The following is a 25,469-nucleotide window of genomic DNA, read 5'->3' as shown; positions in this document are numbered from 1 at the left end:
TGAGCACAACCTCATGGCCTTCTTTTTTGGAGAAAGTGTGTCCGTACCTTAATTGATAGCTCGTGGGAACATCTGCGTATTGTTATCGAAGTTCAACTTGTACGCTGGGAAATCAATTTCCAAGGCGATCTTCAGCAGATCATTGACATTATCGACGAAATGAAACTTCATCTTGTCTTTGATCTCACTTGGAACCTCGCGAAGGTCTTTTTCATTTCGCTTGCACAAGATCACTTCCGTCACACCTGCACGGTGAGCCGCAATGATTTTTTCCTTGATGCCACCCACTGGCAGAACACTTCCACGCAATGAGATTTCACCCGTCATGGCCAGTTTTGGATTGACCGGTTTTTTCAGCAACTTGGAGGCAATCGATGTCAGCATAGTTACACCTGCCGACGGACCATCTTTCGGAATCGCACCCGCCGGAACGTGGACATGCACCTCTTTTTTGGTGAAATCCACCGTCGGATCCATCAATGGCAATCTGGCCTTCAACAGACTCATCGCAATTTTTGCGGATTCCTGCATCACCTCGCCCAATTGCCCCGTCAACAACAGCTGTCCTGAACCCGGCATTTCCTCCGTTTCGATAAACAGGATGTCTCCACCCACCGGAGTCCATGCAAGTCCCGTCACCACTCCCGGTGGCAATGAGGTTTCCGTCAGTTCAGAAGTAAATCTTTCCGCACCGAAAATATCATCCAGATCATTGATATCGACGATCAGCTTTTCGCCTTCGGCTTTCAAAATCTTGATCGACATGTATTTACATATCGTCGCAATTTTTCTCTGCAGTTCACGCACGCCGGCTTCCCGGGTGTAGTCGGTGATCATTTTGGACAATGCGCCCTCTGTGATTTCCAACTGCGATTCCTCGATACCGTGCTCAGCAAGTTGCTTCGGCCACAAGTGACGTTTCGCGATGTTTTTCTTTTCCTCTATCGTGTAGCCCGTCAATTCAATGACTTCCATACGATCCAATAGCGGACCTGGAATAGTATCGAGCGCGTTGGCCGTAGCGATGAATAGAACTTTCGAAAGATCAAATGCCGTATCCAGGTAATGATCCTGAAAAGAATTGTTCTGCTCAGGGTCCAAAGTCTCCAAGAGGGCGCTGGCAGGATCACCGTTAAAGCTGCGCGAAAGTTTATCGATTTCATCCAGTACAAATACAGGATCGTTTTCACCGGCTTTCTTAATTCCAGAAATAATCCGCCCTGGCATTGCTCCTATGTAGGTGCGACGATGCCCGCGAATTTCCGCATCATCCCGCACGCCACCCAAGGCCACGCGCACATACTTTTTATTCAAGGCGCGCGCAATGCTTTTACCCAGGGAGGTCTTACCCACTCCCGGAGGACCCACAAACAACAGAATGGAACCCTGATGCGTCTTGCGCAGTTTCATCACCGCCAGATGCTGCAGAATTCTTTTTTTGATTTTATCCATGCCGAAATGGTCTTCATTCAAAATCGTTTCGGCTTTTTCCAGATCAATCTCCTGATCGACCGAGGATTTGCTCCACGGTAGTTCAGTCATCAAATCAAGATGCGTGCGTATGATTTGATACTCCGGAGAAGCAGAGTTGATGTTCTCCAGTCGTTTCAGTTGCGAGGTTGCCAACGCCAAAGCTTCTTCGGGCAAACCGGCCGCCTGAATTTTTTGTCGATACTGATCCGTGATTTCATTGCTGTCTTCATCCCCCAGCTGCTCGCGAATAACACGCATCTGCTCGCGAAGGATGCTTTCCTTCTGACTTTGATTGATGTTTTCGCTGAGTTTTTGACGGATATCGAGCTGAATTTTCAAACGCTCTTTCTGCTCTTTCATAAGATCCAGAATTCTCAGCGCACGTTCACGCACATCTGCAGTTTCCAGAATCCCCTGTTTCTCAGCCAACGTGAAATCCGCGTGAGCGGCACACACATTGGTCAGCAGTGAAAGCTCTTCGATCTCTGCGATCCACTCCTTCACGCGACGCATGTGTTTGCCAAGCAAATCCACAGTTTCGTAGGCAATCTGTTTGAGGCTTTCAAGCAAGGCTTCCTCGGTCTTACGATCAGCGACCAGGATATCTTCAACCCCTTCCGTCAAAGTCTCATAGATGCCATTTTCAAATCTCATATTCAGAGCACGAATACGCTGATGAGCATTTACAAAAATTGTATAGCTGCCATCGTCTTCCTTGCGATGCGATTCGATTTTACAGAGCGTGCCCACGGTATGCATATCCTCGAGCTTTTCCAGCGAGCTTTCGGGATTTTTCTGCGTCAGGAGGACGATCCACTTTTGATTGGTTAGTGCTTTTTGCAAAGCGAGAATACTGCGGTCTCTTCCAACCCGCAAAGGCATGCTGACACCGGGAAACAGAACGGCATTTCTTAGCGGAATAACAGGAAGGTAACCAGATACGAATGACATGGTTTCACCTTTCCCCTGCCGTGAATGGCAAGGTCATAGGTTAATCATGTATCCGATTTAATTATCGTCAAGGTGAGGGTTAATAAACAATTCCCACATCTTTGATGCGGGACAGATAATAACGCTTATTTGTGTTCTCTCTCTGACAAAGGGCCATAAGGTAATCACCATCTGGATTGCGTACTATTCCAATTGGACTTACACGACGAGTCTCGCCCTTAGCTGAGCCCCCATCATATACGAGATCCAAATCTTTTTTGGTATGAATGGATTCAATCATCGTCTTAAGATTGGTGTTGTTCACCGTGTACATGGAATAGTCTTTCCACCACAGTTGCTTGCCTTGGCTTTTAATTGCCTGCGCAAGAGTTGCTCCCTCGCCCATTTTTTTAAAGCATTCCAAACCAACATATAAGCATGCCTTAGCATCATCATAGGCACGATGCGCCTGACCACCATCTATGTTCAGATGTTTGATCAACGTTTGAAGTTTATGATTTTCAACACCATGAATCCATTTGCGCGAAAGAAGACTTGTGCACAATGCCGGTTCAATTGGTAAAGGCAAACCGGCTTTTTCAAAATCAATTGTCAAAAAACCCAAATCAAACGGAGCGTGATGAGCCATAACAACAGAGCCCTTGAAGAACTCATGAATCTGTTGAACTTTTTCTGGCATCAATGGGGCTTCAGCAACCATCAGATTTGTGATGCCATGAATTCCAATGATGAAATCACTCATCAACTCGCGAGGCTTTAGCAGGAACTGCAGACGATCAATTTCCTGACCTTTATGAAACTTCACCGCACCAAACTCCACGATGTCATATCCTACCGGATAGGCTCCGCTGGTCTCGGTATCAAATGCAATATACGTATATTCATCCAAGGGCAGATCTAAATTCATAACCTTACATACCTGCCGCTTGGCTGTTGGTCCAGCTCCCTGACGGCTTTTCTTTTATTTTGTACTTTCTTCGTTCACAATTAAATGCACTATCTATGCGAAGATACATCAGTTTTATCATAACATTCATTGGCCTTAACTCCTACAGCTTTGCTGCGGAGAATTCATCACCGACCTTTAAAATGGACGGCCAGGTTTCATTGCTGTCTCAATACGTTGAAAACGGATTGAATCAAACCGATGGCTCTCCCGCTTTACAAGGTTCATTCTGGTTTAACTTTGGACCTCAGTTCCGCTTGGGACTTTGGGGTTCGAATACCAACTATGAAGTGGGCGATGACAATTTCAATCTGCGCGCCAATGGGGATATTAAAATCAACTTCACCCAGGAATCCAATGCCATCCTCAGCTATTCGCACAGCACTTTTTATCAGGATGGCGAGCGCAACGGAAACATCCTGGGCCTGCATCTGAATTTTGGAACCTACCGCGTGAAGTATGAAGCCTTCAGCAACTGGGAAGGCACCCACAAAAAATCAGCAAGGATTGGTTTTGGAAAATCCACACAAGTCTTCACAAGTTGGATCTGGGACAATGAAGCCGGATACAACACACCCGACGTCGATTCAATTAGCAGCTATTTTGACTTAAGAACGGGAATCGGGACCACTTGGGGAGTCATCTTTTTTGAAGGTGCCGTAACCGGCACCTCTGCTGCCGGCGACCTGAACGGCACCGGCGATATTTACTTTATTCTGTCAGCGAAGACGGGCTTTTAGCAGCGTCTTTCAATTCATCATCCACTTGCTCACGAAGCGGTTTTTTGGACTGAGCTTCCTGTTTGCGGCGAGTGGAAACCTGGTGCACAAAATTATCATACACTGACATATCCACACGTTGGTCACCAAACAAGGAGTCCAACTTACGCTGTTTTTGACCGTCTGAAGTAAGTTCCTTTTGCGCGATCTTCACACGAATAAAGCCCACCAATTTCTTAGGGTCCACTTCACCACGTTTTTCTTTCACGCTGATCGCGCCATTGACTGCAACCGTGCTGCTTTCCAATGAAGCCGCAATCTTATTGCGAACGATATCCAATCGTTGAGAAGCCACGCGATTGGCGGACATCAACGTGCCATCCGGTACTGATTGAATGAACAATCCGGAGGTCAATTTGATTTCGGCGTCCTTCAAACCTGCCGTAACACCTTTGATTTTATCCATGACATTCACGAAGTTGGCATTCGGCTGGGAACTACCACGTTCAAACAACATATAGTCAGGGATATCGAAATCAAAACCTTCAGGGGAAACCACCACATTTTTGGCGACATCATTCATCTGGTCAGCCATATATGCAGCAACAACTTTTGCGGAACCCATATCCAATAGATTTGGAGTTTTGTCCATTGGCTCCATGAAACTTTGGAAGGCTTTTAACGGCTCATTCAAAAGATCCAGGAAAAGTTTTTCAAGAGTCAGTTCGACCCCGAAGTTTTGGAAATTGTATTCAATAACAGATGGCGTGGAGAAATAATCTGAAACTGCTTTTTTGGTTTGATCAGACTGACCCACGATCCACATAACCAGGAAGAAGGCCATCAAGGCCGTCATAAAGTCAGCAAGGGCAACCTTCCAGGAGCCCCCGTGTCCACCGCCACCTTGGACGATGATCTTTTTGATGACGATTGTCTGTTTCTTCTCTGCCATGTTTCTTCTTCCTTAAGTCACAAGGAGCCAGTTCATTGACTCCTTTTAAACAATCATTACGCAGCTTTTTTAATCTCTTTAGTAGCTTTGTCGATCTCAGCAAATGTCGGTCTTTCTTCCGGCATGATGGAACGACGAGCGTACTCCACACACACGATTGGAGGTGCACCACGTTGCAAAGCAACCAGAGCTGCTTTAATACAACCCAAGTAACGACCTTCTGCCTCGATATCGGCTGCAATTTTTGTTGCTGTCGGCTCGATCAAACCGTATGCACAGAAAACCCCTAACATTGTACCCACGAGGGCATGGGCTACGTACTCACCGATCACCTCTGTACCTGCCGTCAAAACACCCATGGTTTTAACGATACCAAGTACGGCGGCAACGATCCCCAGACCCGGGAAACCACCGGCCACTGCGGCGATGGCATGTTGAGCAAGATGTTCTTCGGCGTGGATACCTTTGATATCCGCATCCAAAAGATCATCAACGTCATAAGGTGAAAGTTCGGCTGACAATGTCACTTTCATCGTGTCGCAAAGAAAATCAACGGCATGATGATTGTGCATGAAGCTTGGATAAGCTTTAAAAATGTCAGATTTATCCGGTTCCTCGATGTGCTTCTCGATACCTTGAGGACCTTCTTTTCTGAAGACCTGGAAAAGTTGGAAAAGCATTTGCAAAAGCTCAACATAGTCTGACTTTTGCGGACCCTTCGATGTCATCGCTTTGATGGATAATTTAATCCCCATCTTTACGATCTTCATTGGGTTGGCAATAACGTATGCACCGAAGGCGGCTCCCCCGATGATTACCATCTCGAGACCGGCAGCTTCGATGATAACGCCCATCTTACCGTGACCGGCAATATAGCCCCCGAATACTGTCGCGAAAACTATCAATATACCTACAAAACCCATAGAATATGACCTCTCAGTATCCTCTATCGGGCTGATACGTGTTAGAATTGAGCCATCGGCAAATAATCTTGCCCATGGTCGAGAGAGGGAATAAGACATTTATATGAAAGCAACACTTCAGAAACTCCTCATTATAGTTACTTTCCTTTTCGCAGGCCTTTTGTCTTGGGCTCAAACTACGGCCTCTGAAACAGACCCGCTCTTAGTCGAGACTCAAGTGCTTCCCTATGAATGGAGCCCGGGGCAAGGTGGATCCCTCACATTCAAACTTAAACTTCCGGCAGGTTACCACGCTTATGAGGATCAATTTAAAGTGGTGATTTTTGAACCAGATGGTTTCAAAATTGCGCCGTTCAAATTGGATCCGATCACCAAATGGTATGACAAGTTTTCCAAACGTGAAAGAACCGGCTTGGTCGGCGATGGAACACTGACCGCACATATCGAAGCCCCGACCCGCTTTCTAAAAAAACACAGTAAAATGAAACTGGAACTGACTTATCAAGCGTGTACGGATCAGTTCTGTTTGTTCCCGACAACGAAAACTTTGGAAGTTCCGATCATCACCCCCATGGTTGAGGGTGAAGCACAAATTCATTCCGCGACGGAATCCCAGGAAGACCCCAGCGGCTTCTTTGACAGCGCTAACTTTGTAAAATACCTGGGATCAAGCATGGTCGCGGGTTTGATCTTTGTTTTCTTTGCGGGAATCTTCACCAGCTTTACTCCCTGCATATTCCCCATGATTCCCATCACACTGGCCGTCCTGGGAAACCATTCTGAAGAGCGCTCCCGTCTGCAGAATTTCTTTACTTCGTGTATTTATGTTCTGGGCATTGCAACCACCTATTCTCTTTTAGGTCTGGCAGCAGCAAGCAGCGGCAGCATGTTCGGTGCTTCACTGGGCAATCCTTATGTACTGGCTGTGGTGTGTGTTATCTTTTTGGCGATGGCGTTGTCCATGTATGGCCTTTACGATTTGCAAGTTCCCGCGTTCTTACGCAATCGACTGGGCGGAAAAAAACACAAGCAAAGTATACTGGGAATTTACCTGACCGGATTGTTCGCCGGAATCGTGGCCAGCCCTTGCGTCGGCCCAGTGCTGGTTGCAATTCTGACCTACGTTGCTTCCACCAAAAACATGTTGTTTGGATTTCTGTTTCTATTTGTCTATGCCCTGGGATTGGGATTGATCTTTATCGTCCTGGGTCTCTCCAATCAATTGGTCAAAACTCTTCCACGCTCGGGTCCTTGGATGGTTTGGTTTAAATTCATCCTGGGCACCTTGATGCTGTCAGCATTCTACTACTATCTGGAACTACTACTGCCCGCTCGTTGGTTTGATGCTTCTTTAGGCCTGGGCTTGGTTATTGTGGCCAGCATCTATGGAGCATTTCTACCGACCAAAAATGGCGGCACTCCTATCAAACACATGCAAAAAGGAATCATGCAGGCAGTGCTGATTGTGGGTATTGGCTACATCGTACTTTCTGTTTTCGATTTACGTCCTTATATTAAAGGACGCATGATGGCCGATAACACCATCAATCAGATACAGATGATGAACTGGCAGCACTATTCCGACGAAGCTTTGGCTCAGGCAATTAAAGACGGCCGCCCGGTCATCATAGACTTTTGGGCCGAATGGTGCGCTGCTTGTCACGAACTAGCCGAGAACACATTCACTGATCCACGCGTGCGCGCCATGGGCGGAAATTTCGTATTATTGAAATTTGATGCCACCAAAGAAACCGCACAGTTAAAAGAGTTGAAAAAGAAGTACAACATCCAAGGCCTTCCTACAGTGATTTTCTATAATCCCAAAGGTATTTGGATTGATGCTTTAACGCTGACTCAATTTGAGAAAGCCGACAAATTCTTGCAAAGAATGGAGAGGGCCTCAAAGTAGTTCTTTGAAGTCATTAACTCACAAAAACCTTAAGGAACACCCGGAATTCTCCGACAAGTACTCATAATGAGTCAGCGATTTCTCGTTCCGGAATGTATTGGAAAGCTAACCCAAGTTCTTGCAATCATTGCAGGAAGCGTGATTATTTCGGCTTGTTCGATGACTGCAAAAATCTTTGATGGATTCAGTTCGAAGGCCGCACCAACACTGACTTTCAGTTCTTTGGTCTCGGGCCACTCCAACATCACAACCTGGAATGTACAACTCACTTCAACAGAGCCACTGGCTCAGTTGACTGCCGCAGACATTCTAGTGACTAATGGCACGATCACACTTTGCACACAAGTGGACGCGACTCATTGGAATATTGAAATCACTCCATCATCAGAAGGTGCGGTGAGCGTATCTTTACCGGCAAGCTTCACCACCGGGCAAACTTCTTCACTTGGAAACGAAGCATCCAACACTCTGACTTTAATTAGTGATGTAACGGCACCTCACGCAACGATCAGCTACCTAGGTGCAAATCCAACTAATGTCAGCCCCCTGGAAATTGAATTGGTATTTGATGAAGATGTCATCGCGCCAACTGCCGCTGACTTCCAAGTAACAAATGGAACTGTCGGCAATATCACAGGCAGTGGACAAACTTATTCAGCCGAAATCACTCCGTCATCTAACTTAACCACAGTCGGTATTCAATATCGCGCCAATCAAACAACGGATTTGGCGGGAAATAACAATATCGTTTCAAACAGTCTGTCTATTGATTTCAATTCAAACCGTCCGCTTCCAACTTTAAGCACGACCGCTGGAACTCACACCAATACCGCCTCGATTACGGTGGATGTCAGTTTTTCAGCGGCGGTCACGGGTTTCGATGTTTCCGATCTAACTTTAACAAATGCAACCGTCAGCGGATTCACCGGCAGTGGTGATACCTATAGCTTTACGCTAACAGCCACTGCACCTGGGGATTTCAGTGCGCGCGTAAACAACAATGCAGCTGTGGATGCAAGTTCCAATCTATCATCCACTTCCAATCTGCTAACTGTTCATTACGATGCGACCGCACCGACAATGACACTTTCAAAAACGGAATCAAGCCCAACAACACTTGCCGCGATCACAATTACTGTAACCGCTAGTGAAACCGTAACAGGCCTGGCACTTGGTGATTTTACCACCACGAATTTAACATTGAGTTCTATAACCGGCAGCGGTTCATCTTATACTTTGACGGCCACAGCCAATGCTGAAGGCAGTGCTTCCCTTCAATTGCCGGCAGGAGTGGTCGCTGATGCTGCCACTAATACCAATACCGCCTCCAATACATTAACGTGGTACTACGACACGGCAGCACCGTCGATCACGATTGCCTCCGCACAAGCACCCTCCACCAGCACTTCTCCGATCGCTGTAACTTTTGAAACGAATGAAGCCGTGACGGGCTTCACTTCAGCTGATGTATCTGTTACGAATGGCACGCTCAGTAATTTTACCAGCGTTGACAGCACTCACTGGACGGCCGATGTAACTCCGACTGCTGATGGCACTGTGACCGTGTCCGTGGCGGCGAGCAGCTTCCAGGATGGCGCTGGAAAAAATAATACTTCGGGTTCCTTAAACGTCAGTTACGATGGCACGCGACCCTCTGTCACTCTGACTGGTTTGACTGCGTACTCCACGACATCTCCTCGCACAGTAACCGCGACCTTCAGTGAATCAGTTACCGGATTTACGGATGCGGATCTTACCCTGGTCAATGCAACAGCATCAGTCAGCGGAAGTGGTACGACCTACACTATTTCAGTCACCCCTTCTGCTGAAGGAGAATTCAGTGTAACCGTGGCGAATGGAGCCGCAAGTGACAGCTTCGGCAACACTTCAACTGTTTCAAATACGCATTCAAGTGTTTACGACACAACCCGCCCCACTTCAACAATCACGAGTGACGTGGGAGTCGCCGCATTCGAATCACCAATTCCTTTGACGATTCGTTTTAGCGAAAATGTGACGGGACTGACTGCTTCCGACTTTAATGTCACCGGGGGATCCATTGGCACCATCATTGGTACGGGAAGTATCTATTACGTATCCTTCAATGCCTCAGGCCCAGGGGCAAAGACTGTTTCTTTGAAAGCATCCGCTGTTACGGACAGTGCTGGTTGGGATAATTTAGATACTCCCTCAAGCTCCGTTTTCTATTACGACACAACGATCACAAACTTAAGCATAACTGAAACAGAGCAACTGATTGATGAAGACGACGGCTCGGCAAAACAGTTCACCGTCACCTCTTCGATTTCAAAACCCTATGACATTCACTTAACTTATTCTGTAACTGGAGACGCGGCCACAGGAGCTGACCATTCACTGGCTGCATCCGGTACGGTGACTCTTGCCGCGAACACGACTTCCGTGGCAGTTCCATTCACTGTGTCCCCCAATGCCAGCACCACAAGTAAATACTTTCAAATTAACTTCAGCTTCGCTGACACGCCCGTCGCTCGATTTACCAAAAATTATCAAAGCCGCGTTGTGATCAATGACGTCAATAACGCCTCCCCATCCAGCATCTTGACAATGGCGGGAAAAAAGAAAGTCCGCTGTGCTATCTATACCGGGGGCATTCTAAAATGTTGGGGTAGCAACACGGACGGCATGCTTGGAGCGGGAATTTCAGATGCCGGGACAACAGTACCTACAGTGATCAATGCCGGCACCACGTACTCGCACGTTGCGCCCGGAGAGTGGCACACATGTGCCATCACGACAGGTGGAGATCTTCAATGTTGGGGGTACCGTTCCAACCACAGAATAGGCGACGGCAATCAAATAGGCAACGCGACGGCTCCGGTCACTATTGGCACTGGCTACTCGAACCTCGGAATCGGCATAAACACAACCTGCGCAATTAAGTCGGGACAAGTGTATTGCTGGGGTCAGAACATTACCACTGCCGGAGGTTATTGGACGACTCCTACCTTGATCAATCCAGGTGGAGCAAATCCATTTGTTTCGGTGGATCTTGGGTATGACTCTGTGTGCGCACTGAACAACATTAATGAACTCTATTGTTTCGGCGGAAACGCATTCGGCCAATTGGGTGATGGATCTACAACTGCAGTCAACCCTCCAGTCGCGTCACCGGCTGTGACAAACGTTTCAAAAATTTCAATCAACTGGAATAATTCGGGACAACCACATGCATGCGCCCTGAGCACCACCGGAACAGTCTCGTGCTGGGGTATTAACACCTATGGCTATTTGGGAGATAACTCCACGACCACCAGAACATCTCCTACACTTGTGACCGGAAGTGCCACATATACTGATATTAGCGTAGGCGCCACCACCGCCTGCGCAATAGTCGACAACGGCAGCGTTAACTGCTGGGGGTCAAACTCCAACAACGCAACGAATATTTCGTATGGTTGGCTATTAGGGCTTGGAAACAGTTTGCTTACCGCGACAGCGCTGGTACCAACTCCGATCGCCGATACTAAGACTTACACTAAAATTTTCAGCGGTGGAAACACCTGCGGAATAACAACAGATGGCCGTGTGAAATGCTGGGGAGAAGTCGATTTTCTTGGCTTAGGAGATGACTCCGGTATTTCGCGTTGGGCTCCCAAAGAAGCTGACCCCGGACAGAAATACAAATCAGTTTCCATGGGTGGCTTTGGATGCGGCATTACCACATCTGATCAACTCAAATGCTGGGGAAAAAATGTGGATAGTTCTGGTGTTTACTGGTCCATCGGTGACGACACCAAGCTTTATCGCCCCAGTCCAGTTATTTTGGATCGTGGTCAAACTTACTCAAAAGTCGCCATAGGCTACAATCATGCTTGCGCCATAACAACGGACCAAACGCTGAAGTGTTGGGGTATGAATAACTACGGTCAGATAGGCAGCGGACTTGCTGGACCGACCTGGGACAAAATCACACCTTTTATTGTTGATGGCAATACTCGCTATATTGACGTTGCAGCGGGCAACTATCACACCTGCGGCATTACGGTTCAGAATGATTTAAAATGCTGGGGCTTCGGTGGTTATGGCCAAGTTGGATTGGGATATACAACAACGTACGTTTACTCACCAACCCTTGTCACTGCAGGCACAAAATATATCTCGGTAAAAGCGGGTGCGTATCACACTTGTGCCCTCACTCAAGGTAATGACATGTATTGCTGGGGTTACAACAGCCGCTATGAAGTTGGCGACGGTACAGCAACACTGCGAGATGCGCCCACCGCCGTTTCTGGTGGCTTAAAGTTTACTCATATCGCCATTTCTGCTTCTGATAGTTCTGCCGCATCCTGCGGATTGGCGACCAATCAAAAAGTTTATTGTTGGGGAAGTAACTTCCATGCCACAACTGGTACAGGAGCAGACCGAACCACGCCGACTGAAATATCGCTGAGTGCTGCCTACAGCGAACTTGCTGGTAATGGTGTAAACATGTGTGCCAAACGGATCTCAAACAACTCCTGGTACTGCTGGGGTTTATCGGATAACAGCACCCAAGGCACGGGCGGCAACGGCACCGCAAACAATTCTTCCAGTCCGACCATGGTCTTCGGCGGCGAAAACTACTCGGTCGTCGGCGTCGGCCGCAACGCCAGCTGCGCTATCGCTCCGGATGGAACTTTAAAATGCTGGGGTACTTCGACAAACTTCCCGGATCACAGTATCTTCCACTCTTGGTACACGCCTATCGACGTGACCAAGTGGATTCAGCCGTAAAACCTAAACGGTGATCTGCGCGGTAAAATTGACTTTGCTTTGCGCGGAACAACAGTAAATATTCGCGGCAAACTTTTCAGACTGATAAGTCGAATCGATCAACACATAGTTTTGCTTGGTAGTGATCATCATACGACGCTCATGTTTAGAAATAATATCGATACCCGGAAAGCACTTGGAGTGCAGACCACTCGAAGTAACTTCATAAGTTTGGTATCCCAACATCGCTGATTCAATTCGTGAAACCTCGCTGAAATGAACGTCTCCCGAAGCGAAGACGACTTTCTTGCCGGTCGCACGCAAAGCCTTCATAAAGCCGTCAAACTGGCCCTTATGCTTAGACATGGATTCCTTATAAATCATCTGTGGAAAGATCTGGCTGCCATTCATAATCCAGGTGATGCCATCAAATGATGAAATCATCTCCAAAGCCCATTCCTCCTGCTCACGTCCCCAGTGCGCATATCGATCCGGAGATTCTTTTTTCATTCTCCAGCTACGATCATCCATCAGAATAAATTGATGCTGACCTGCGCGCAGAACCGAAGATACACCCGGACCTTGAGCATAACCTTCAACGTGGCCCTCACCCTGTGCAAAAAAGGAAAGAAAGTTGGCCCGTGAAGCTTGAATATACTCTGCCGAGTTAGAGTTCGCATCATCCCCAGAGAAGTCGTGATCATCCCATGTTGCCAAAATCGGAATCAGACGTTTTGAGTAATACACTTCCAGTATGCGACGGGCCTCGCTGTGACGAACCCACAACCGGCGCGGGTCGCCGTCCTTGAACTCACTGCTTCCTTTGTCGCAATAAACCGTATCTCCGACAAAGAATATAATATCCGGATTCTGCTCAAACATATTGTGCCAGATTTTCGGTTCATGACGGCTTTCATCCATGCATGAGGCAATCGCATAGCGCAAAGTCGGTTTGCTTAAATCCAACATTTTGAATTCGCGACGCTCGATGACCGCATCTTTTGCATCCAGCAAATCCAAAAAGAAAATCTCTCCCAGACGAAGATTCGAGAAAAAGACTTTCGTAATCGCATAATTGCTAAACGTTTGGGTGATCTGTTCGATCTTATCGGGTTGCCAGATGGTTCCGGTCTGATCGCGAACCACGGCATTGAAGTTCAAACCTTTATGATGCTGAATGGAGAATTGAGTTCGTGTGGCATCCGTTACACCTTGAAGAATTGAAGGCGTTCCGCGCATCACATTCTGAAAAGGCAATCCATCAGACGTGAAGGATTCATGTCCCCCATTGGCCAAAGCAGGTACACTGACAGTCGCGGCAATAGCTTGAGTCAGTCCTAACTTCAAAAAGTCACGACGAAGAAACTCCATCCCAGATCCTCCAGTACAATTCATTTCAATGTGCTTGAATTAAATTGGACCAAGGCTTTGCAAGGAAGACAAGCATTCCAAGTCAGAGTCCTGTCAGGAAGCTATTGAGATTTTGTTAACTTTCAGTTTGCACTAGATATGGCTTTATTGAATTTCTTAATCACTGCATCTGGCACGTTCATCGTACAGATCATATAGCGATAATGGGGCCCTTTGAGGTCATCGGGCTTTAATACAACAAAATCTGTTTCTCGAAGTTTGTATTCTTTAATCAATTCATCAAACTCACGAGCTGGTAGAAACGTAAAATCAACCCGGCCAGCCAGAATCATTTCAAAGATTTGCTTTTGCTCCGGGTTTTCCACGGAAACGATGGTTGTTCCCTGTTTTTCAAGCAATCCATCCAATTCCTCTCCGAATGAAAATTGCGCACGTCGAGCTGCCTTTAGAACGGTATTTTTTAAAAGTGCCTCTGTGGAGGTGATTCCGGTATTAACCGTTCCCTTATGACCTATGACAACCCACTGGCCATCGTCACAAATAGGTTCGGAAAACCGCATGGTCTCTTCTCTTTTTGCAGTCTTAAGCCAACCAATGGAACAAATCTGCTCGTCCCCCGCTTGAAACTGGGCAATTTGCCTCAAGAACGGAGTCTCAACTTCATGAATTTCAATTCTGGCTTTTTTAAATGCATTTACAACGGCATCCCCACAGATGCCCGACAGCTTTCCCCAACTTTTTTCAATGTAAGGCGGTCGCTGCCGATATCGGATTGTTATTGGTCGGACCGGTTCAGCGGATGCTGCCGCCAATAATTCGAGCGGACTAAATAAAGACATGAAGAGAAAAAACGTAAAGCGCATCTTTTGTTCTTAATTCAAAAAACCACACTAAACACTTTACTATTTCGTAAGAACAGAAATGGTCGCTCCGGCAAATCCTGAATTCTCACTAAGAAAACGGAGACTTTCGCCAAAGCGTCCATCCCTTTTGAGTCATCCATTCGCTGAAAAACATGAAAATTGGAAAACTCAATACCAAAGTCATCAAAGTATCTGCCAGTGACATCTGCAAATAGTCCCTGAGGAACTTGTTTTCAGAAAAAATTCCGCCCAAGGTTAAAACCGCCATCAAAATGTAACTACCAATGAAATTCGGAATAACGAACACCAGGGCCCAACAATAAAAAAGTCTGCTCACTTTTTTCAAGTTTCGCCGGTAGATATTAAGATACTTCCAAAACCACCAGCCCAAATAAACCTTCAGCATTTCTGCGGCGGCAAGCAGGATGATACCCAGATGGTCTAGATGAGTTCCGCTGAACGATCCGATAAGGCTGGCGACACCGACTCCAAGAACAACGCGTGGACCCCACCAAAGCACAAAGACCGAGCCGACAAGATAGGGTAAGTAAACGAGATAGAATCCGGGCTGGATAAAAACAAATGGCCCGGTAAACCGAGCCATTAATTGAATACATATTGGAGCTAACCAAGTCCACCAAGGAATTTGGCGATTCAGCTCCTTCTGCTCCATCTTACAGGCGTTTTAAGCGGGCGATCTCCATTTTCGCCTCGTTAAGGGCCGTTTGACAGGAAATCATCTGTGCCTCTTTTTCAGACAAAAGCTTTTGCAGGTGGTTCATGCGAACCTCAAAACTTTTGATAATGTTGTTATGGCGATCCACCATCTCCTGAACTTTCAAATCCAAGGATTTGCGCTCATTCACGCGTTGGGATAATTGAGTGATTTTTTGCCCCGCTTCAGTCGCCAGGCCATTGTGGCTTTGCTCTAAACGAGTCAGTTGCTGCTGGCTGCGATCAAACTTGATATTGGAGCTTTTGATCAGCTCATTAACCGTACCGACAATTTTGTTCATTTGGTCGGCCAAAGCCTGATTTTGAGCCTTCAACTCGAAAATTTGGCGGTCTGTGTTCAAATAGTTAGTACCCGTAGAACCCATGGAGGAGGCTGTTTCCAGGCCGGAGCTCTTGCTGATCTTCTTTTCACCAAATAATTCGGGATTTAATTCCTTGTGCATGCTTCCGACCCTCCTTGGGTACTGATGTGACGCTCTTAGAAACATCATATTTTTTCTGGACAGAAAATTCAAATGTTCATACGTTAGGCCCATGTTAAAAGTCGGCCAGCTGCTGAAGTTCGTTTCAGATCTAAATCCCCAAAATACGCCCACGCGTCTGTCATTTTATAACTTTTTAAAGGGGTTTCCGCACGCCGACGATTCATTAACGCCGGAATTGATCGAAATGTTCTTCAATTACTGCATGGATTACCCTCATTGGGCTTCCAATAAGCAGCAATTGGGTCACGAAGTTCAGTTCCTGTTGGAAAACTTTAATCGACTTTACCAACAGAAATTCGACCTTTCCCCGATCCGCTTCCCACAAAACATGCAAATCATTGAGATTGAACACTTTGCCGACCTAATTGACGCGGTGAGTTCACACGTTAAATCCCAATGCGAGGAAGGCGACAAGTTCCGTATCCTTCCGGATCAAAACAAAAGAGTGGTCGCAATTGTCCTAAGAGCTGACAAATCTTTGGAAGTCCGTACTTTTGATCGCAAATTCACAATCCGCGGCGGTACTTTAGAGCCGCTTCGCAAGGATTTGGTTCTTTACTACAACCCAGAATTGGAGCTGAGCTCTCATCACGATCATAAAATCGAGGTGGCTCCTTACATCACGGCTCAATTCCGCGTGAGTAAAGACAAAGTTTCCGGCGTGCTATTGCGCGGTTACGTTTTCCAAAAACTGATGGAAATCAAAAACGAGCCTCTGCAGGATCAAACTCGCATATTGTTCCCTATCAAACGCCTGGAGCAATTCTTCATCGATCGCCGTACAGATCCATACTATCAGGATCTGATCAGCCAGCTTGAGAGAACCTGCAACTTGGTTCAACAGGGTGATGCCGAAGCCGCAAAATGGTCTTCCATCGTCTTGGGCAAGGCCGATACAGCCCTTGAAAACGTGTTTTTAGGGGATAAATTACTCACTTTATTGGCTCGTGACCTCCGTCACGCCCTGATTGAGGCCAATCGCAAGAATAACTCCTCATCTGCCCTCAGCAGTGATATATTGATCACTCAACAATTACCTGAGGCTGATGAAGAATGTCTGAAGATAACACCTCTCAAAGAGTTAGACTTAATAAACTAATTGCCGACAGTGGCCTGGCTTCCCGCCGCCACGCCGACAAAATGATCGAAGAAGGCATGGTCACTGTTAATGGCAAGCGCGTGTACGAGCTTGGCGTTAAAGTAGACCCTCAGCACGACAAAATCCTGGTTGAAGGCAAGCCACTTCGCAAACCACTTACTCAAAAACTGTATCTTATCTTCAATAAGCCAGCGGGTGTTTTGACGACAATGGACGACCCTGAGGGCCGCCCAACAATCGCTGAATACCTTGGCGATGTTCCTTCACGGGTCTTCCCTGTGGGTCGTCTGGACTGGGATTCCGAAGGTATGATTCTTTTGACCAACGATGGCGATTACGCGAACAAAGTGGCGCATCCAAAAGAGGAAGTTACAAAAACTTACTTGGTTAAATTGGATGGCAAACCAGAGCCTCGCCACCTGCAAAAGTTGAAAGATGGTGTTTCCATCGTTGGCGGTAAAGTTTCTGCCCGTCACATCGAGAAAATCAAAAAATCCGGCGACAACAAATCTGAAAAGTACGAATGGTACAAAATCGTGATCACAGAGGGTAAGAACCGTCAGATCCGTCAGATGTTCGCAAAAATCGGTTTTGACGTCATGAGACTGCAACGTGTATCCATTGGTCGCTTGCGCATGGGTGCGATGAAAGTTGGCGAATTGATGTTCATCAATGACGTAGCGGCAAACCGTGTATTCTTGGCGGATGATCCAGAAGACTTAAAAGTTAAAAAGAATTCTTATAAAGGCAGAGCTCCGGCTCAAAGAGCGGCAGCAGATGCCAAGAAAACAGCTGCTGAAAAAGAAAAAGCTCGCGAGAAAAAAATGAGCGCCGGCAAAAAGAAATATGCTGGTGGTAAATTGATCGCTCCTAAAGGTCCGAAAAGAAAATAATTATGAATAACTTAAACCCACGTCTCCGCGGAATTATCGAAATTTCCATTGGCAGCGTGGGTTTTGGTTTTTTGGGCGTCTTTGGTAAAATTGCCTTTAACTCCGGCTTGAATGTCGGAGAATTCCTGACCTACCGATTCACACTGGCGGCGATGCTGATGTGGATCTTCATGCTCCTGTTCAGACCACAATGGATTCGCCTTTCCCTGAAACAAATTGTAATTGCCGCCTTACTGGGGATCTTCGGCTACGGCTTGTTTTCCACTTTGTATTTTACAGCTGTGGATGGCCTGAGCATCACTCTGGCAGCTCTGCTGCTTTACACCTACCCGTTCTGGGTGAATGTGTTCTCGCATTTTTTTACTCACGATAAAATTTCCCGCAACGAAGCCTTGTGCCTGGCTGGGGCCTCTGCCGGATTGATCATGTTATTGTGGGGGCATATCGAGGTTCGCAATGCCTGGGCTGTCCTTGCCGGTCTGCTTTCTGGAATCAGTTATGCTATTTATGTTTTGGTTTCAGGCAGAGTTCAGAAAAACGTTCGACCTGTTACTTCCAGCCTGTACGTCATCACCTTTGGTGCCATTGCCCTGGCTCTATTCCACCATCCGCACTTTGAAAACATCCCGCATCTGACTTCAACCCAAGCCTCAGCTATTTTTGGAATTGCCATCATTTCAACAATCATCCCTCTCACTCTGGAGCTGGCCGCTTTGCAAAAACTGAAAAGCTCCGAAGTGGCATTGCTGATGATGATCGAACCCATCACTGCAGCCATCCTTGGTATGTTCATTTTCAAAGAGTCTCTCACTTGGTTGCAGATGACCGGAGCGCTGATTATTTCCATGATGCTCGTCATAAATACCCGCATCAAAGCCAGACCTTGAGGGGTTTGAAGCTACTGTGGTTTCCTGATCCCTCCGACAAGTTCCTTATGAAAACTTGCACACCTAAAACAGAATGATCAAAAACGTGCAAGAACGTCTTCAGCATCTTGAACAACGTTTGGATGCATTGGGGAACGTCTCAAAGTGAGACCGCTTAATCATTTCTTGTTTTCAACCGATAAGTTAGACAGATTGGTTCGTTTAGTTTCAAGGAGGCCATTAATGAAAAAGCTCATGTTGCTAGCTGCATTTACGATGCTCGCTTCAGGTTGTTCATTGGAAGCTTCTCTGGAGGACCTTTCAGCCGTAATTTCCATGAAGGCGCCATCTAAAGCCACGGGCCTGGTATCAGGATCCACTCAGGACGGTGTCGCGAAAGACTCCGGTAACGTCACAACTTATCGTGTGCAAAGCTCTGTGGGTAACTACCTTTCGGAGATTGAGCAGACCACTGATAACGGCAAATACAAAGTCTATTCGTCCATACAGGGCGCCATCGTTTCTCAATAGGCCGGATATAGGTCCAGCTTCTTAGAGCAAATTTAAGTTTCAAAATAAGACACCCGATAAGCCCATTAAGAAAACCATGGAAAGGTTTATTTATGTTGCTAGCTTTACTATTCGCAAGCCTGCTGCAATCTTCACCGGCACACGCGGGTCCCGCATCAATGACGATCGTGGATGTCCGTCGCAATATCACCTTGGCCAACGATGAAGAGCCTTACAAAGATTTTTATATCGCTGCTGATGGCAGCTCCGGATTAAAGAAAAACCTCGTTGTCACTGCTGTTCGCAAACTGAACGTCCGCGACGCCTCAGGCGCTAACGCTGTTGGTGAAATTCTGGTTCCAGTTGGTCAGCTTAAGATCATTGCAATCTACGACAAAGTCGCTGTAGCCCGTGAATTCACCCTCCTTTCCCGTGACGACCTGCCGATGCTTGAACAAATTGGCATTATGACTGGCGATCGCATTGAAACCCGTGGTTCATTTATTGATAATTCCAAGCCTAAAAAGAAGAAGGTCGCTGAAGCCGTTCCGGCAACTCCAGGGGTAACAGTAGCCATTTTGACCCCTCCTGCGTCCTCGGCCGCGAAGGATTTACAGGCTTCTGCAGCACCGACTGCACCAGAAAAGGCCCTTGCCCAACCTGTGGTTAATACAGGGGAAAAGCTTGAAAAAGTGGCGGATTCTGGTAACAACTCAGGGAATGAGTGAAAATAAATATTTCCGCGTTCGTTTAAGCCAGGTTCCTGCTGATCTTGAAGACATTATTACCACACACAGCTTTAGTTGTGGCGCTTCCGGCGTCACTGAAGCTTTGGTCTTCACCCAACCCGATTTAACCTATGATCCAACTCTCGTGAACGTCTCGTCTCACGAATTGGATGTGTTCTTCCCCAACTCCCCTGAAGCTGATTTTTTCAAAGGCTTGACTGAATACAGTGCTTTGATTCGTTGGCAGATTTACGAAGAAGAGAACAAAGACTGGCTTGAAGAGTGGAAAAAAGGTTTCGTTCCTTTCCGCCTGATCGGCGACTTCTGGGTTGTGCCATCGTGGCTGACTCCCCCGCCTGAATGCAAACATGCGATCTACATTGATCCGGGCATGGCATTCGGTACGGGCACTCACGCAACGACACAGATGATGGCGTTTTTTATCAACAAGCTCGCTGAAAAGCACAAAGCAAACCTGGCGGACTGGGCATTACTTGATGTCGGTACGGGCACGGCAATTCTTGCGATGCTTGCGCAAATGAGTGGCGTCGGTTTGGTTGCAGGAATCGAAATCGATCCCGAAGCCCGTCGTGTGGCTCGCGACAATGTGAAATTGAACAAGCTTCCTCAAATCGATATTCCTGAAACTCAGCTGGATGAAATCCGTGGCCCTTACGACGTCGTTGTTGCCAACATCATCGATGGGGTTTTGATCAATATCAAAAAGGATCTTTTACGCGTTTTGAAACCAGGTGGTCACATTTTGCTTACTGGTATTTTGGAAGAACGTGACAATCACTTCTTTGAAAAATTCTTTGAAGGCACAAACCTTGAAGTTGTTCGTCGTCTTGAAAAAGACGAATGGGTTGGCTACTGGGCAAGATCCAAAGAAAACGCTTAAGGTTATTTGATGAGACGCTATTGGATCAATAAATCAGATCTTTTCAACGACCAGGTGAACTTCACCGGAGATGTGTTCCATCATATCTTCGATGTCTGCCGCCAGGAAGTTGGCTCTAAATTTGAAGTCCTCACGGAAGACAGCAAAGCTTATTTTGTTGAAGTGACTTCTGTTTCTAAAAAAACCGCCGTGGGACAAATTCTTGAAGAACGCGATATCCCTCAGTTGAAAACTCCCCATGTCCATTTGGTTCTTTCCGTGTCCCGCTTTCCCGTGATGGATGCCGTGATGGAAAAAGCTGTGGAAATGGGTGTTAAAAGCATTCAACCGTTTTTCTCTGAATTCAGTTTCGTTCGCTCCGGCGAAAAGATCTCTGAAAACAAAACCGAACGCTGGGATAAAATCGTGAAATCCGCGACCCAACAATCGGGGCGTGGTGATCTGATGAAAATTCACGCACCGGTGAACTTTGATAAGCTTGCTGGCATCATTAACCAAAATGACTCTTCCGTGGGTCTATTTGCATATGAAGGCCCATCAACGCTAAGCATCAAGGAGTACGTCAGCAAAGTTAAAGCGTCTCACACCCAAGGTATCTCCAACATTTGGATTATCGTGGGCAGCGAAGGCGGCTTTTCCCATTCCGAAGTTCAAAAATTTCAGGACCTAGGCCTTCATCCAGTCACCTTGGGACCCCAAGTTTTGCGAGTTGAAACGGCTTGCATGGCCTTGGTATCAGTCCTAAAGTATGACTTTGATCTGATGGTTTAAAGGAGAAGGAATGGATCCTTTCGAAGAGTTTGAATTTAAGCCCCTCACGGATGGTCTAGGTTTCCACAAAAAGAAAGCAGCAGCTGCAAAAGCTGATGCTGATGTGGACTCGTTTGCTTCCACTCCATCCCCGACTCTTTTGAAAAACCAAGGATTGGAATTGCTGGAAGAAGGTTCTACGGATCCTCTTCGTCCACCACTTCCCCGCAAAAAGTCCAGTATCGAATCTCAAGTTCCTTCTGCTCCGGGTTACCTGACAGAAGTGGGCGGCGATGCCTCCCCAAGTTCTTCAACAGCTGCGGTTGATGAGATTCTTAAAACTCTTCAAAAAAACCGCCGCTTGGAATTTGATGAGTCAAAATCAAAAACCAAAATCACAGCTCAAACCAAACAAGAGTACAAAAGCACGTATTTCAGCTTTTCAGCGGGTTTGCTGGATGGAATGCTTGTTATCGCAGCCAGCCTTCTGTGCCTGATCCTGCTGGTCTCTATCGCTCGCATCGATCTTGTGGCAAACTTGACGAATCCGGATGAAAACTTCCTGATTTACTTCTCGACATTCGGAATTTTCGCGGGTGTTGCTTTCATTTACCTGACTGTGAACCGCATCTTCACGGGTGCCACTCCAGGTGAGTGGGCTTTCGATCAACGCGTAGGCAAACCTGAAGAACTTAACTCAGGTCTGTTTTACCTTAAAGTTGCCGCTCGCAGCCTTTTGGTGATCGCGACTGGATTCTTTGTATTTCCGGTTCTATCAGCTCTTTTCAACAAAGACTTTGCTGGTAAGATCACAGGTGCGCGCCTTCTTAAGAAAGTATAGGTTTCGTTATGGGCCAAGTTCGTAAGTTTGATGATATCTCTGAAGCTTTGGCTCCGCTTCGCTCTGCTGGAAAAAAAATTGTTTTCACCAATGGCTGTTTTGATCTACTGCATGTAGGTCACGTTCGTTACCTGCAGGAGGCTCAAGCCCTGGGTGACGTTCTGGTTGTGGGAGTGAACTCTGATGCCAGCGTAAAGCGCCTTAAAGGTCCAACTCGTCCCGTGCAAATTGAAAATGATCGCGCAGAAATTCTGGCAGCCTTGGGTTGCGTGAATTTTTCTGTGATCTTTACTGAAGACACACCGGAAAATCTGATTAAGAAAGTTAAGCCTGACATCCTGGTAAAAGGTGGCGACTGGAAAATTGAACAGATCGTGGGTGGAACTTTTGTTGCGAGCTATGGTGGCCAGGTGATGTCTTTGCAGTTCATTGATGGCAAATCCACCACAAAGCTTATTGAAAAAGCTCAATTAGAATCTAAATCCTAATTTCCCGCTATAAACTGAATCTGTGTAACGATCCACTTCCAGGGCGATGAATGCCTTGGAAATCTCGATATTCACACCAAAGAATGTATGATTGTCAGTAATATCCCGGGACTCCGTATTACCGGATGCCGTAATTCCTGCACTGCCACCGATAAATGTCCCTTGTGCTCGCACGCGGCCGCCGCCAAAATACAACGCCACGTTTTCCATATTCACAGTGCCGATCAAATCCCAACCCGTCGTTGCGATATTAACCAAATTCTGAAAGTTAGCTCCGCCGGCATAGATCATTGTCGAAAACGAAATCGGAAAAAAAGAAACTTCGTAAAATCCCCAACGAATCTGCGCACCAAAATTTTGCATTTCTTCGGTCTGAATTGCCGGGGAAAAATAAACGAAGGTGTCGATATTATAAAACAACCCCTTACCCAGAGTGATTGTATAATAGGACATCTCGCCCTTTTCAGTGGTGCCGCTGCCCAAAGTGGCAAGATCACCTACAGGAATGAATTGGGATGAAACGCCAACTTCAATGCCCGAATACCCGCCTAGAGGATACGGGTCGCCCAAAATTTTTGAGGATGATCCATAACCCAGGATTTCCAAAGTTCTATTTTGATCACCGACACCCAAGTTACGAGGCAACTGTGTGGCTGCATAAGATTGCGCACAAAATAATGCGATGATTAAAAATAAAAAGCGACGACCGAAATTCATGTGAATCATTGTCGTCGCAAATACCTTTGGCTGTCCAGCTCTTATAGAGATGCAACGCCTGATTGAATTTGACTCAAAGCAGAGTTCGCGATGCTTGCGATCTCTGAACTTTGGCTGTTTTGAGAAAGTTCTGTGAAGAGGGTTACAAACTGAGTGTAATTGCCCAATGCGTTCGTGAAGGCATCGCCGCGGAAACGGTTGCCTTGGCTTGTTGCGGTACCTTCTTTTGCAGAATTATAGCCTTTAACAACAACCTGAGCTGCCAAGTTGACCACTTCGACATCACTGCTTTTCAAAGAGGACGCCAAGGCACCCAAGCGGCCTGCATTTGCGTATCCAAGAAGGTAAGCCATTGCTTTGGTTTGCATATCAGCCGAGAAGCCCTTGTAGCTTGAAGCCACTGTATTAAATGCTGTCGCTGTATAGAAGGTGCTCGCTGCCGACAAACCCAAGGCTTGTGTTTCGGCGTTGCTGTTTTGCAAAAGCTCTTTCACAATCCCGTAGAATTCAGCGTCTGTTAATTCCTGCTCCATGAAAGCCACAACCATTTTATTAACGTTTTCTTTGGTTGGTTGACCCAAAACCAAAGAGCGCCATTGATTTGCTGTCATTGCGTTCTTATCAGTTTCTTTATTTGCCTTGTCAGTAGCAGCGCCTGCGCCCGCTTGAGCCACAGCACCACCAGCACCGGCACCTGTGGAAAGATCATCAGAACCCGCTTTGAAGCCCGGTCCCGCGTCTACGACACGAACTTCAGTCTCGGATTTCTTCTCAGCATCAGCCTTTTTGTCTTCGGCTTTTTTTGCAGCCGTTTTCGCAGCTGCCGCTGCTGCCTGTTTGGTTTTATCTTCTGCATTTGGAGTAGTAGCTTTATCTTCAGCCTTTTTATTGCCAAATGGATTCACGTAATTACGGGAAACTTCACGACCACCAAGATCAAATAGGGCCGCCAAAACTGATTTAGGGCGAATCATCTCGAAACTGATGTCGCTGTTTTGCAGTGCTTTTTGAACAGGTGCTTTGAACAGATTGCCCACGCCGCCGATAAGGATCGCCGCGACTACGAGTATTGCAATTTCAAGTTTGTTGTCTTTAAGTTTCATAAAAGACTCCTGTTCCTACTGGTTACAAGAGCATCCCTTATGCCACTTAAGCTGCAATTGGTTGAATCTGGCGTCTCTCAATATGAGACAGTGCCGTGACCGCGCACCACCCTGTCAATACTATCGACAAACCTACTTGGGGCCGACCGGACAAAACCCGGGGCGAGGGCCAATACTGGGGAATTCCCGGCACGTATCAGGGCGCTTGTCATAGACGGTACACAGGCGCGTAATAGGGTGAAGAAAATGGCAATCCCCATTCGGGCGGGACGCCAGCATAAAAAACTCCGTACCGCTTCGATACGAGATGACGATCTTTTCTTTGATCAGACGCTTGGAAAGCTTTTTGACCCCGCTTGCAGCCTCATCCTCGTCGGTGACTCCCAGACGAATCAAATCCGCCAGCTTAACTTCCACCGGCATGGTACAGCAATGGCCATGGCAGCCACTGCACATTCCTTGTTTATAGGATTTCCAGGTAGAGGGTCGGTCTTTATCTGTTTTCATGTCCC

23 protein-coding genes are annotated in these 25,469 nt (G+C 46.8%); 12 read left to right on the top strand and 11 right to left on the bottom strand.

Annotated elements, in window-relative coordinates; genetic code table 11:
- Positions 1-48: 48 nt before the first annotated feature.
- Both lon and ACLVWR_RS09220 read right to left on the bottom strand, forming a co-directional pair.
- A complete protein-coding gene (lon, locus tag ACLVWR_RS09225; RefSeq protein ID WP_413580418.1) occupies positions 49-2,424 on the bottom strand; it encodes an endopeptidase La in 2,376 nt (791 codons plus the stop codon).
- A 79-nt stretch (positions 2,425-2,503) separates the two neighbouring features.
- Entirely contained in the window at positions 2,504-3,331 is an 828-nt protein-coding gene (locus ACLVWR_RS09220; RefSeq protein WP_413580417.1) for an exonuclease domain-containing protein, read from the bottom strand.
- A 95-nt stretch (positions 3,332-3,426) separates the two neighbouring features.
- Between ACLVWR_RS09220 and ACLVWR_RS09215 the strand changes: the two genes are divergently transcribed.
- Positions 3,427-4,110, top strand: a complete 684-nt coding sequence (locus tag ACLVWR_RS09215; protein ID WP_340598792.1) for a TorF family putative porin — start codon at positions 3,427-3,429, stop codon at positions 4,108-4,110.
- Here ACLVWR_RS09215 and ACLVWR_RS09210 read toward each other — a convergent pair.
- A complete protein-coding gene (locus ACLVWR_RS09210; RefSeq protein ID WP_413580416.1) occupies positions 4,082-5,041 on the bottom strand; it encodes a flagellar motor protein MotB in 960 nt (319 codons plus the stop codon). The two genes, ACLVWR_RS09215 and ACLVWR_RS09210, sit on opposite strands and share 29 nt — an antisense overlap.
- A 56-nt stretch (positions 5,042-5,097) precedes the next feature.
- On the bottom strand, positions 5,098-5,964 hold the full coding sequence (gene motA / locus ACLVWR_RS09205) for a flagellar motor stator protein MotA (protein WP_340598788.1): 867 nt from the start codon (positions 5,962-5,964) through the stop codon (positions 5,098-5,100).
- Positions 5,965-6,067: 103 nt separating this feature from the next.
- On the opposite strand from motA, the gene ACLVWR_RS09200 reads away from it, so the two are divergent.
- Together ACLVWR_RS09200 and ACLVWR_RS09195 are read left to right on the top strand one after the other, a co-directional pair.
- A complete protein-coding gene (locus ACLVWR_RS09200) occupies positions 6,068-7,873 on the top strand; it encodes a protein-disulfide reductase DsbD family protein (protein WP_413580415.1) in 1,806 nt (601 codons plus the stop codon).
- A 66-nt stretch (positions 7,874-7,939) separates the two neighbouring features.
- Positions 7,940-12,628, top strand: a complete 4,689-nt coding sequence (locus tag ACLVWR_RS09195; RefSeq protein ID WP_413580414.1) for an Ig-like domain-containing protein — start codon at positions 7,940-7,942, stop codon at positions 12,626-12,628.
- Between the two features lie 3 nt (positions 12,629-12,631).
- Here ACLVWR_RS09195 and ACLVWR_RS09190 read toward each other — a convergent pair whose 3' ends face one another.
- The 4 genes from ACLVWR_RS09190 to ACLVWR_RS09175 all read right to left on the bottom strand — a co-directional run bounded on the left by ACLVWR_RS09190 (position 12,632) and on the right by ACLVWR_RS09175 (position 16,019).
- Entirely contained in the window at positions 12,632-13,978 is a 1,347-nt protein-coding gene (locus tag ACLVWR_RS09190; RefSeq protein ID WP_413580413.1) for an alkaline phosphatase D family protein, read from the bottom strand.
- A gap of 122 nt (positions 13,979-14,100) precedes the next feature.
- On the bottom strand, positions 14,101-14,841 hold the full coding sequence (locus ACLVWR_RS09185; RefSeq protein ID WP_413580412.1) for a substrate-binding periplasmic protein: 741 nt from the start codon (positions 14,839-14,841) through the stop codon (positions 14,101-14,103).
- A gap of 88 nt (positions 14,842-14,929) precedes the next feature.
- Positions 14,930-15,514, bottom strand: a complete 585-nt coding sequence (locus ACLVWR_RS09180; RefSeq protein WP_413580411.1) for a hypothetical protein — start codon at positions 15,512-15,514, stop codon at positions 14,930-14,932.
- 1 nt (position 15,515) lies between these two features.
- Positions 15,516-16,019 (bottom strand): hypothetical protein, encoded by a 504-nt coding sequence (locus ACLVWR_RS09175; RefSeq protein ID WP_413580410.1) that lies wholly within the window; start codon positions 16,017-16,019, stop codon positions 15,516-15,518.
- A 91-nt stretch (positions 16,020-16,110) separates the two neighbouring features.
- Between ACLVWR_RS09175 and ACLVWR_RS09170 the strand changes: the two genes are divergently transcribed.
- The 9 genes from ACLVWR_RS09170 (at position 16,111) to rfaE2 (ending at position 23,137) form a co-directional block, all read left to right on the top strand.
- Positions 16,111-17,160, top strand: coding sequence for a hypothetical protein (locus ACLVWR_RS09170; protein ID WP_413580409.1), 1,050 nt, complete (start codon positions 16,111-16,113; stop codon positions 17,158-17,160).
- Positions 17,115-18,053, top strand: a complete 939-nt coding sequence (locus ACLVWR_RS09165; RefSeq protein WP_340598777.1) for a pseudouridine synthase — start codon at positions 17,115-17,117, stop codon at positions 18,051-18,053. The genes ACLVWR_RS09170 and ACLVWR_RS09165 overlap by 46 nt, the downstream gene beginning before the upstream one ends.
- A gap of 2 nt (positions 18,054-18,055) precedes the next feature.
- A complete protein-coding gene (locus tag ACLVWR_RS09160; RefSeq protein WP_413580408.1) occupies positions 18,056-18,940 on the top strand; it encodes an EamA family transporter in 885 nt (294 codons plus the stop codon).
- 222 nt (positions 18,941-19,162) lie between these two features.
- Positions 19,163-19,450 (top strand): hypothetical protein, encoded by a 288-nt coding sequence (locus ACLVWR_RS09155; RefSeq protein WP_340598773.1) that lies wholly within the window; start codon positions 19,163-19,165, stop codon positions 19,448-19,450.
- A 92-nt stretch (positions 19,451-19,542) separates the two neighbouring features.
- Positions 19,543-20,157, top strand: a complete 615-nt coding sequence (locus ACLVWR_RS09150) for a hypothetical protein (protein ID WP_413580407.1) — start codon at positions 19,543-19,545, stop codon at positions 20,155-20,157.
- Positions 20,114-21,058 carry a 50S ribosomal protein L11 methyltransferase gene (locus ACLVWR_RS09145; protein ID WP_413580406.1) on the top strand — a complete coding sequence of 315 codons (945 nt, stop codon included), beginning with the start codon at positions 20,114-20,116 and terminating at the stop codon, positions 21,056-21,058. Before ACLVWR_RS09150 ends, ACLVWR_RS09145 begins: the two co-directional genes overlap by 44 nt.
- A 9-nt stretch (positions 21,059-21,067) precedes the next feature.
- Positions 21,068-21,829, top strand: coding sequence for an RsmE family RNA methyltransferase (locus tag ACLVWR_RS09140; RefSeq protein ID WP_413580405.1), 762 nt, complete (start codon positions 21,068-21,070; stop codon positions 21,827-21,829).
- A gap of 10 nt (positions 21,830-21,839) precedes the next feature.
- Positions 21,840-22,649 carry an RDD family protein gene (locus ACLVWR_RS09135; protein ID WP_413580404.1) on the top strand — a complete coding sequence of 270 codons (810 nt, stop codon included), beginning with the start codon at positions 21,840-21,842 and terminating at the stop codon, positions 22,647-22,649.
- 8 nt (positions 22,650-22,657) lie between these two features.
- Positions 22,658-23,137 (top strand): D-glycero-beta-D-manno-heptose 1-phosphate adenylyltransferase, encoded by a 480-nt coding sequence (rfaE2, locus tag ACLVWR_RS09130; RefSeq protein ID WP_413580403.1) that lies wholly within the window; start codon positions 22,658-22,660, stop codon positions 23,135-23,137.
- On the opposite strand, the gene ACLVWR_RS09125 is transcribed toward rfaE2, so the two are convergent.
- The 3 genes from ACLVWR_RS09125 to ACLVWR_RS09115 form a co-directional block, all read right to left on the bottom strand.
- A complete protein-coding gene (locus tag ACLVWR_RS09125) occupies positions 23,120-23,863 on the bottom strand; it encodes a hypothetical protein (protein WP_413580402.1) in 744 nt (247 codons plus the stop codon). The genes rfaE2 and ACLVWR_RS09125 overlap by 18 nt on opposite strands.
- Before the next feature lie 32 nt (positions 23,864-23,895).
- The gene (locus ACLVWR_RS09120) at positions 23,896-24,957 is read right to left on the bottom strand and encodes a hypothetical protein (protein ID WP_413580401.1); all 1,062 of its coding nucleotides are present in this window, start codon (positions 24,955-24,957) and stop codon (positions 23,896-23,898) included.
- 132 nt (positions 24,958-25,089) lie between these two features.
- Positions 25,090-25,464 (bottom strand): YkgJ family cysteine cluster protein, encoded by a 375-nt coding sequence (locus ACLVWR_RS09115; protein WP_340598760.1) that lies wholly within the window; start codon positions 25,462-25,464, stop codon positions 25,090-25,092.
- Positions 25,465-25,469 lie beyond the last annotated feature (5 nt).

The organism is Bdellovibrio sp. HCB288, assembly GCF_047305935.1.
Taxonomy (GTDB): Bacteria; Bdellovibrionota; Bdellovibrionia; order Bdellovibrionales; family Bdellovibrionaceae; genus Bdellovibrio.
The sequence above is the reverse complement of the archived record's forward strand: the minus strand, read 5'-3'. Positions and strand labels throughout refer to the sequence as shown.

What these genes read in the sequence shown, in the direction of transcription:
- ACLVWR_RS09195 (WP_413580414.1), top strand. Translation starts at nt 7,940, where the DNA reads ATGAGTCAGCGATTTCTCGTTCCGGAATGTATTGGAAAGCTAACCCAA.
- ACLVWR_RS09175 (WP_413580410.1), bottom strand. Translation starts at nt 16,019, where the DNA reads ATGCACAAGGAATTAAATCCCGAATTATTTGGTGAAAAGAAGATCAGC.
- ACLVWR_RS09200 (WP_413580415.1), top strand. Translation starts at nt 6,068, where the DNA reads ATGAAAGCAACACTTCAGAAACTCCTCATTATAGTTACTTTCCTTTTC.
- ACLVWR_RS09220 (WP_413580417.1), bottom strand. Translation starts at nt 3,331, where the DNA reads ATGAATTTAGATCTGCCCTTGGATGAATATACGTATATTGCATTTGAT.
- motA (WP_340598788.1), bottom strand. Translation starts at nt 5,964, where the DNA reads ATGGGTTTTGTAGGTATATTGATAGTTTTCGCGACAGTATTCGGGGGC.
- ACLVWR_RS09150 (WP_413580407.1), top strand. Translation starts at nt 19,543, where the DNA reads ATGTTGCTAGCTTTACTATTCGCAAGCCTGCTGCAATCTTCACCGGCA.
- ACLVWR_RS09185 (WP_413580412.1), bottom strand. Translation starts at nt 14,841, where the DNA reads ATGCGCTTTACGTTTTTTCTCTTCATGTCTTTATTTAGTCCGCTCGAA.
- lon (WP_413580418.1), bottom strand. Translation starts at nt 2,424, where the DNA reads ATGTCATTCGTATCTGGTTACCTTCCTGTTATTCCGCTAAGAAATGCC.
- ACLVWR_RS09160 (WP_413580408.1), top strand. Translation starts at nt 18,056, where the DNA reads ATGAATAACTTAAACCCACGTCTCCGCGGAATTATCGAAATTTCCATT.
- rfaE2 (WP_413580403.1), top strand. Translation starts at nt 22,658, where the DNA reads ATGGGCCAAGTTCGTAAGTTTGATGATATCTCTGAAGCTTTGGCTCCG.
- ACLVWR_RS09135 (WP_413580404.1), top strand. Translation starts at nt 21,840, where the DNA reads ATGGATCCTTTCGAAGAGTTTGAATTTAAGCCCCTCACGGATGGTCTA.
- ACLVWR_RS09165 (WP_340598777.1), top strand. Translation starts at nt 17,115, where the DNA reads ATGTCTGAAGATAACACCTCTCAAAGAGTTAGACTTAATAAACTAATT.
- ACLVWR_RS09155 (WP_340598773.1), top strand. Translation starts at nt 19,163, where the DNA reads ATGAAAAAGCTCATGTTGCTAGCTGCATTTACGATGCTCGCTTCAGGT.
- ACLVWR_RS09170 (WP_413580409.1), top strand. Translation starts at nt 16,111, where the DNA reads ATGTTAAAAGTCGGCCAGCTGCTGAAGTTCGTTTCAGATCTAAATCCC.
- ACLVWR_RS09120 (WP_413580401.1), bottom strand. Translation starts at nt 24,957, where the DNA reads ATGAAACTTAAAGACAACAAACTTGAAATTGCAATACTCGTAGTCGCG.
- ACLVWR_RS09210 (WP_413580416.1), bottom strand. Translation starts at nt 5,041, where the DNA reads ATGGCAGAGAAGAAACAGACAATCGTCATCAAAAAGATCATCGTCCAA.
- ACLVWR_RS09215 (WP_340598792.1), top strand. Translation starts at nt 3,427, where the DNA reads ATGCGAAGATACATCAGTTTTATCATAACATTCATTGGCCTTAACTCC.
- ACLVWR_RS09190 (WP_413580413.1), bottom strand. Translation starts at nt 13,978, where the DNA reads ATGGAGTTTCTTCGTCGTGACTTTTTGAAGTTAGGACTGACTCAAGCT.
- ACLVWR_RS09115 (WP_340598760.1), bottom strand. Translation starts at nt 25,464, where the DNA reads ATGAAAACAGATAAAGACCGACCCTCTACCTGGAAATCCTATAAACAA.
- ACLVWR_RS09180 (WP_413580411.1), bottom strand. Translation starts at nt 15,514, where the DNA reads ATGGAGCAGAAGGAGCTGAATCGCCAAATTCCTTGGTGGACTTGGTTA.
- ACLVWR_RS09125 (WP_413580402.1), bottom strand. Translation starts at nt 23,863, where the DNA reads ATGATTCACATGAATTTCGGTCGTCGCTTTTTATTTTTAATCATCGCA.
- ACLVWR_RS09140 (WP_413580405.1), top strand. Translation starts at nt 21,068, where the DNA reads ATGAGACGCTATTGGATCAATAAATCAGATCTTTTCAACGACCAGGTG.